Source organism: Pseudomonas fontis, assembly GCF_028656955.1.
Lineage (GTDB): Bacteria > Pseudomonadota > Gammaproteobacteria > Pseudomonadales > Pseudomonadaceae > Aquipseudomonas > Aquipseudomonas fontis.
In genome coordinates this window covers 1-7,193 of sequence record NZ_JAMDGY010000135.1, presented here as the reverse complement: position 1 = coordinate 7,193, position 7,193 = coordinate 1, and the positions used below count along the sequence as shown (strand labels likewise).

Sequence of the window (7,193 nt, the reverse complement as noted above, 5' to 3'; positions counted from 1 at the left end):
AAAAAATCTGACAGTCCCCCAGCCTCGACCCGGTCCGGTGCTCATTGAGCAACTGCTCAAACGCCACCTTGTCCACCGGCTTGCTCAAATAGAACCCCTGCACCTCGTGACATTTCTCCTTGTCCAGGGCCCTGAGCTGTTGCTCGGTCTCCACCCCTTCGGCGGTCACCGTCAGCCCCATGGCCTTGCCCAGGTTGATGATTGCCTGCACCACTGCGCGGTCATTGCCGTCACTGCTCAAGCCGGCAATGAAACGCTTGTCGATCTTGATGCTGTCGAACGGATAGGTGCGCAAATACCCCAGCGATGAGTACCCGGTGCCGAAGTCATCCATGTTCAGGCGCACGCCGAGTTCTTTCAGCGCATTCATGGTGCCCAGCGCCCCTTCGATATCGTTGAGCATCACGTTCTCGGTAATCTCCAGCTCCAGGCGCTGCGCCGGGAAGCCGGTTTCGATCAGGATGTCGCGGACATCTTTCACCACGTCGCTGCGAGAGAACTGCGCCGGCGACAGGTTCACCGACACCAGCAGGCCGGTGGGCCAACCCTTGGCGATCTCGCACGCCTCGCGCAATACCCAGCGCCCCAGCGGCACGATCAAGTCGGTCTGCTCAGCCAGGGGGATGAAGGTATCCGGCCCCAGCAACCCTTCAACCGGATGCTGCCAGCGCAACAATGCCTCGACCGAGACGATCTCCATGGTCTCCAGGCGATAGCGCGGCTGGAAGTGCAGGATGAACTCATGGTTTTTCACCGCCCGGCGCAGGTCGTTTTCCAATTGCCGGCGGTACTGGATCTGGTCGTTCATTTCCGGCGAGAAGTAGCGCCAGGTGTTCTTGCCGTCGGCCTTGGCCTGGTACAGCGCAATGTCCGCGCAGCGGATCAGTTCGCCCGCGTCGAAGCCTTGCAGGCGGGTCTGGGCAATACCCAGGCTGGCGCCGACATGCAGCGGCTGGTCGTCGTGCAGGATCGGTTGCTGGACGTTGTCGATCAGCCGGCCGCAGAAGCGGTCGATCTCGCTGCGGCTGTCCATGCCGTTCATCACCAGGACGAATTCGTCGCCACCCAGGCGGGCTACCAGGTCACCGTCGCGGGTCGAGTCGCGCAGGCGCGCCGCCACCTCCAGCAATACCGCGTCGCCAGCCGCGTGGCCGAGGGAATCGTTGATCTGCTTGAAACTGTCCAGGTCCAGCAGGATCAAGGTCAGCGGCGGCGCATCACGCTCGCGCAGCAGGGCCTGCTCAAGGAAGCGCGAGAGCTTGTTGCGATTGGCCAGGCCGGTCAGGGCGTCATGCATCGACAAGTGCTGGATACGCGCATGGGCGGCGACTTCGTCGGTGATGTCGCTGGCGGTGCCGCGAAAACCCGCCAATTGCCCGTCGTAGATAATCGCCCGGGCCGACACCCGGCAGAAACGCGTCTGGTTGCTCTGGTCGCGGTAGGCGCAGCGCAGGTTGGCGTGCTGCTGCGGGTTGGGATCGGACTGCTCGTCGAGCCACAGGGTCAACGGCGTGGTCTCGCAACTGAGCAGTTGGTTGAGCGGTTGGCCCAGCCAGTCCTCGGTGCTGTATCCGGTAACGGCGACAAAGCGCTGGGACAGGTAGGTGAGCCGGTGATGCCGGTCGGTCTCCCAGATCCAGTCCGAGGCAGCCTCGGCGACCGCGCGAAAGCGTTGTTCGCTGGCTTCGAGGGCCTGGTTGGTGGTTTGCAGGCGCTGCAGGTTGCCGTCGATTTCCCGCGATGTACGCAGGGCATAACGGAAGAAATAGCCCATCAACAACCCCAGCACCAGCATGGCCCCGAGCAGCGGCGGCAATACCGCCCACAACAGGCGGTCACCGGGGCGTGGGGTGTTCCAGTCCAGCCGATAGCCGGTGTCGCCCAGTTTCAGGGTAGGGGCCTCGCTGCTCGGGGCGCTGGTTTTCTCTGCATGCAGGCCTTCCAGGCCGGCGTCAGCACCGAGCTTGTCGAGTTTCGCCTGGGTGAGCTGGTCGACGAAGAGCATCACCGAGGTGGTCTTGGGGTCGATATCCAGCACTTCGTCGTCCGGACGGATGGCCGCTGCCGTCAGCACCGCAGGCCAGCCATTGAACAGCACCATGTGCGTGGTTTGCTGGCGTTCGGCGGCCACCGCACGGGCCTGCTCGATGATCGGCGCGAGTGGGGTGTCAATGTAGGCGCTGGCTGTCGCTTCGCTCGGCTGGCCCTTGAACAGCGCATATTTGGTGGCATGGTCATCGACCACGAACACCCCTTCATAGCCACTGGCACCAAACAGTGAGTCACCGACATTTTTCTCGACATAGGCCCATTGCATGTCGACCGGCCCATTGAGGTGCTCGTAGGCGGCATCCCACACGGCATAGCTGGACAGGAACTGGCGGGAGGCTTCAAGACGCTGCTCCAGCGCCTTGTTGATATAGAACGAGCTCTTGTCGCTCTCGTTACGATTGAGCGTACCGGCGATGTTGAACAGGGCGCCCAGGGCAATCAGGCAGGCCAGGGCGAACAGGGCTGCAATCACCGCATTGAGTTTGCGCGTTTGCAGGCTGGGGCGTGACACGGGCGGGCGAACAACGAGGTTCCTGTCCATGGGCGTGCGAATCCTGTCTGACGTGCATCCCTTCAGGCCGCAACCTTCCGGGCGAACTTTCAATCAGGATAGGCGAGCCTGAGCGAGTTGCCGTCGGCATCGGCAAAATTGACCTTGTTGCGGCCGCTATTTTTCGCTGCATACAGGGCTTGGTCGGCCTCGTTGAGCCAGGCCACCGGGTCTTCGAAGTCGCGCCGGCAGCTCGCCAGGCCAATACTCAGGCTGATGCGCAGCTGCGGCAGTTGCTCATTGCGAAAATCGCTGACCTGCTGGCGCAGGCGCTCCATCACCCCGTGCGCCTGCTCCAGGCTGGTGTTGGGCAGGATCACGCAGAACTCGTCGCCGCCGTAGCGCCCGGCCAGGTCATCTTCGCGCAGGGTGCGCTTGAGCTCGCTGCTCAGTTGGCGCAGCACGCAGTCGCCGACCACATGGCCATAGGTGTCGTTGATGCGCTTGAAATGGTCGATATCGATGATCGCGATCACCGACTCGCACTGTTGCTGCTGGCTGGCGTGGAACTTCAGTTGCAGCAGGTCTTTCCACGAGCCGTGGTTGAGCAGCCCGGTAAGGCTGTCGGTGCGGCTCAGGGCACTGAGGGTGCGCTTGTGCTCGGACAGCTTGATCGCCAGGCGATAGCAGACCCAGCCCAGCGCCAACGGATAAAGCGTCAGCATCGGCAGGCAGGCATAGACTTGTGAAGGGGTGGTCACCAGTTGCAAACCGGGGCCGAAGATGGCAACTGACAGCAGCATGCCGGCCACCTGGGCAATCGCGCCCTTGAGCAGCAGGCGCTGGCCACCGGCAGCGACATTGTTCATGGTCATCATCGACAGGATGGTGACGCTGGGCAGGGGGTTGAACTGCATGGTCGCGGTCCAGAAACCGCCCATCAGCGAATCGATCAGCAGGTTGCGGCGTTCGGTCTGATACGGCACTTTGGAGCGCAGGCCCAATTGATAGGCCAGGTGCGGCCAGGCCAGGCCGTTGAAGAACAGCAGCCCCCAGACCCACTGCGGCAGACCCAGCGGCGTAATGGCGGCATAAACACTGAACAAGCCAATTCCCAGGCCGATAATGCGCGGCAGGTAAATCCTCCTGACAAATGAAAGTCCCTTGCCTCGTAAGTTTTCCGTCATGGTTATCGATCTTTTCGCGGGCGCCGTTTATCGCATAATTTGCGTGAATATTGTCGAGCAATCACCGCTTATTAAAGAATGGCCTTACGAGCCATTTCACGGTTGGTGCAAACAATGAGGGTGCCGTCCAAACTGTCTGTAACCCTTGGAGTACTGGTGTTGATGAAACTTTCAGCAGCGCAAGCCGGCGACGCGTCGCTTCAGCACGAAGGCCGTTATCGCAACCAGGCCGAATTTCCCCAGGACGGCGTACTGAAAAAGCTGCGCATCGGCTTCAAGTACCTGTTGCTGAGCAAACCGGCGGATACTCGCCCGGCTGCGCCAATTCCGGTGCAGGCGCTGACCTCGGCGCAACTGCTTGCGGCTCCGGATCGCAGCCTGTGGCGCCTGGGACACTCTACGGTACTGCTAAAACTGCGCGGGCGCTTCTTTATTACCGACCCGGTGTTTGCCGAACGCGCCTCGCCGGTGCAGTGGGCCGGGCCGCTGCGTTTCCATCAGCCGCCCCTGGGCCTGGCGCAGTTGCCACCGATCACCGCGGTGATTCTCTCCCACGACCATTACGATCACCTGGATGAGCAGGCGATACGCACGTTGGCAGAGCGGGCCGAGCACTTCATCACGCCCCTGGGCGTAGGCGATACCTTGATTGAATGGGGCGTGCCGGCGAGCAAGGTGCAGCAACTGGACTGGTGGCAGGAGACGGTCGTGGCCGGGGTTCGCCTGGTGGCCACGCCCGCGCAGCACTTCTCCGGGCGTGGGCTGTTCGACAGCAACCGCACGCTGTGGGCATCGTGGGTCATCATCGATGATGAGCGGCGCTTGTTCTTCAGCGGCGATACCGGTTACTTCGCCGGCTTTCGCGAGATCGGCGAGCGCTTCGGGCCCTTTGACCTGACCCTGGTCGAGACCGGTGCCTACAACCTCAATTGGCCGAACGTGCACATGCAGCCGGAGCAGAGCCTGCAGGCTCATCAGGATTTGCGTGGGCGCTGGATGCTGCCGATCCACAACGGCACGTTCGACTTGTCGCTGCACAGCTGGCACGAACCGTTCGACCGCATCATGGCGCTGGCGTCGGCTGCGCAGGTGCCGTTGAGTACGCCGCAGATGGGCGAGCGGGTCAGCCTCGAGCAGCCGCACCGTGGCCAGGCCTGGTGGCTGCCGCTGGAGCAGCGCACAGCCATGTCGGCCTCGACATTGGTTAACGATCAGCGGTAGGTGGCGCTTTGGCTTTATCGTTTGGCGTGCTGTGCTTGGCCGTTGGCGTACCACTTTCGCTGCGTACCTGGGCATGGCTGATCAAGGCAAAGATAAAGCTGCCGCCGATGATATTGCCCACCAGGGTGGGTATCGCGAAGTCCAGGCCGAACTGTGCCCAGCTGACTTCCCCGGCCCAGACCAGGTACGACACCTCCAGCGAACCGACGACGATATGGGTGAAGTCGCCGAGTGCCATCAGGTAGGTGATGATCAGGATGATCCAGAGCTTGGCGTTCTCCATCGACGGGATCATCCAGACCATGGTGGCGATCATCCAGCCGGAGATGATGCCTTTGCTGAACATCTGGCCGAGGTCGTTCTCCATTACCTTGCGCCCGACGTCGAGGAAGGCGATATCGGTCTTGCTGTCGAAAATCGGCAGGTTGAGCATCACGTAGGACACCAGCAGGGTGCCGGCCAGGTTGCCGAACAGCACCACCGACCACAGCCGCAGCAGTCGCCCGAGGTTGGCGAGGGTAGGGGTGGTCATGACCGGGAGTACGGCAGTCAGGGTGTTTTCGGTAAACAGTTGCTGGCGGGCCAGGATCACCGCGAGAAAACCGGCCGAATAGCCGAGGCTGGCGATCACCTGGCTGCTTTCATGGTCGGGCAGGCGTGAATAGAACAGCCCCATGGCCATCAATGACAGGCCCATGCTCAGGCCGGCGGCCAGGGCTGACCACCACAGCGCGGCGATGGAGCGCTCCAGCTCCTTGTCGCCCTGGCTGCGGATGATCTCGTGCAACACGGCCGCGCGGGGTGGCTGGTTGGCGTGCACTTCCTGTTCTTCATCCGCTGACAGGCCTGGAGTCTTGTCGCTTGGCTGCTTGCTCATGGGGGGCGTCTTCTTTGATGAACCTATGAGTAGAGATTCATCGCCAGCCCATTAGTTGCCTAGGGCAGCAAGGGCGAGTGCGCCGACGCTCAATGGTGTGTTTGCCGCTTCGAGCATGTCGTCTTCACGGAACCATGCGGCAGACAGGCCGCACCAGGCAAGAATCCACAGCAGCAGACGCTCCCGGGCAAGGCCTGAATGGGCGCAGACCGTTTGCAGGCGCTGTTCGAAGTGGTGCGGGTCGGTGGCAATGTCGGCATCGGGGTTGCAGAACAGGTTGGCGTAATCGAACCCGCGTTCTCCGTACAGGCCCTTGGGGTCGATGGCCAGCCAGCCCCTGTCGGCGAAGTCGAGAATATTGCCGTGGTGGATATCACCGTGCAGCACGCAACACTCTTGTGGGGCGGTCAATAGCGTGCGGGCCGCATCGGCACTGTGTTGATACAGCCCGCCATGGGCGTTGGCGGCTGGCCACAGGTCGCTGAACCAGGTGCCGAGGTCGAGCAGTTCAGGCAAGGGGTTGTCGCGTGGGGCGTGCAGGGCGGCAATGGCGTTGCAGAGCAGGGTGGTGGCTTCGCTGTCGCGCCCTTCTTCTATATAGCTGTCCAGTGACCTGGCCGCTGGTGCCCGTTCCAGCAGCAGGCCCTTGTCGTAGTGGCCCAGCACCGGGGCGGCGCCTTGGCCATCCCACCAGCACATGACCCGAGCACCGCGTTGCTCTTCGGCGTGCAGGGCAACCTTGAGCATGGCGGCGCTACCGTTATAGCGTACGGGCAACAAGTGGCTGCTGTGGGTGATGAGCGGGGCGCCGTCGACGATCAGTCCCCAGTGTTGCAGGTAGGCTTCGAACACGTTGGGCTCCTTTACGGTTCTCTTCTTATATAGAGGATGCAGTAAAAGGACCGCGAAAGGGCCATGAAGGCATAAATGTCATGATTGTTGAAGTTAACCCTTGACGCTCGATTTAATCTCTCTATAATTCGCCCCACTTCCGGCGTAGTCGGAACAGAAAACTCCTTGAAACTCAATGAGTTAGATGTTCCAGGTAGTGCCGGGATGCTTCGATCGAAAGATTGACAGCGGTGAAAAAGGCAGTTGACAGCAACGATAAGTTCTGTAGAATTCGCCTCCCGCTGACGAGAGATCGTAGCGAGTTAAGCGCTTGAAGTTAAACAGGAAATTCTGAAAGACTTCAAAATAAACGCTTGACAGGCCATGAGGAAAGCGTAGAATTCGCGCCTCTGTTGAGAAGAAAGATTCTTAACCAACCGCTCTTTAACAACTGAATCAAGCAATTCGTGTGGGTGCTTGTGAGCTCAGACTGATAGTCAAAAAGATTATCAGTGTCACAAGTGGCTATACGAGA

Annotated in this window: 5 protein-coding genes; 1 reads left to right on the top strand and 4 read right to left on the bottom strand. The window is 61.0% G+C overall.

The window, feature by feature from the left end; all coding sequences use genetic code 11:
• The coding region (locus M5G11_RS26995) for a bifunctional diguanylate cyclase/phosphodiesterase (protein WP_273925435.1) at window positions 1–2,593 on the bottom strand (2,593 nt) is incomplete at its 3' end.
• Window positions 2,594–2,652: 59 nt separating this feature from the next.
• Entirely contained in the window at window positions 2,653–3,729 is a 1,077-nt protein-coding gene (locus M5G11_RS26990) for a diguanylate cyclase (protein ID WP_273913773.1), read from the bottom strand.
• 162 nt (window positions 3,730–3,891) lie between these two features.
• Between M5G11_RS26990 and M5G11_RS26985 the strand changes: the two genes are divergently transcribed.
• Window positions 3,892–4,950 carry an MBL fold metallo-hydrolase gene (locus M5G11_RS26985; protein ID WP_273913772.1) on the top strand — a complete coding sequence of 353 codons (1,059 nt, stop codon included), beginning with the start codon at window positions 3,892–3,894 and terminating at the stop codon, window positions 4,948–4,950.
• Here M5G11_RS26985 and M5G11_RS26980 read toward each other — a convergent pair.
• Window positions 4,934–5,827, bottom strand: a complete 894-nt coding sequence (locus tag M5G11_RS26980) for a formate/nitrite transporter family protein (protein WP_273913771.1) — start codon at window positions 5,825–5,827, stop codon at window positions 4,934–4,936. The genes M5G11_RS26985 and M5G11_RS26980 overlap by 17 nt on opposite strands.
• A 51-nt stretch (window positions 5,828–5,878) precedes the next feature.
• The gene (locus M5G11_RS26975; protein ID WP_273913770.1) at window positions 5,879–6,679 is read right to left on the bottom strand and encodes an aminoglycoside phosphotransferase family protein; all 801 of its coding nucleotides are present in this window, start codon (window positions 6,677–6,679) and stop codon (window positions 5,879–5,881) included.
• Window positions 6,680–7,193: the final 514 nt, after the last annotated feature.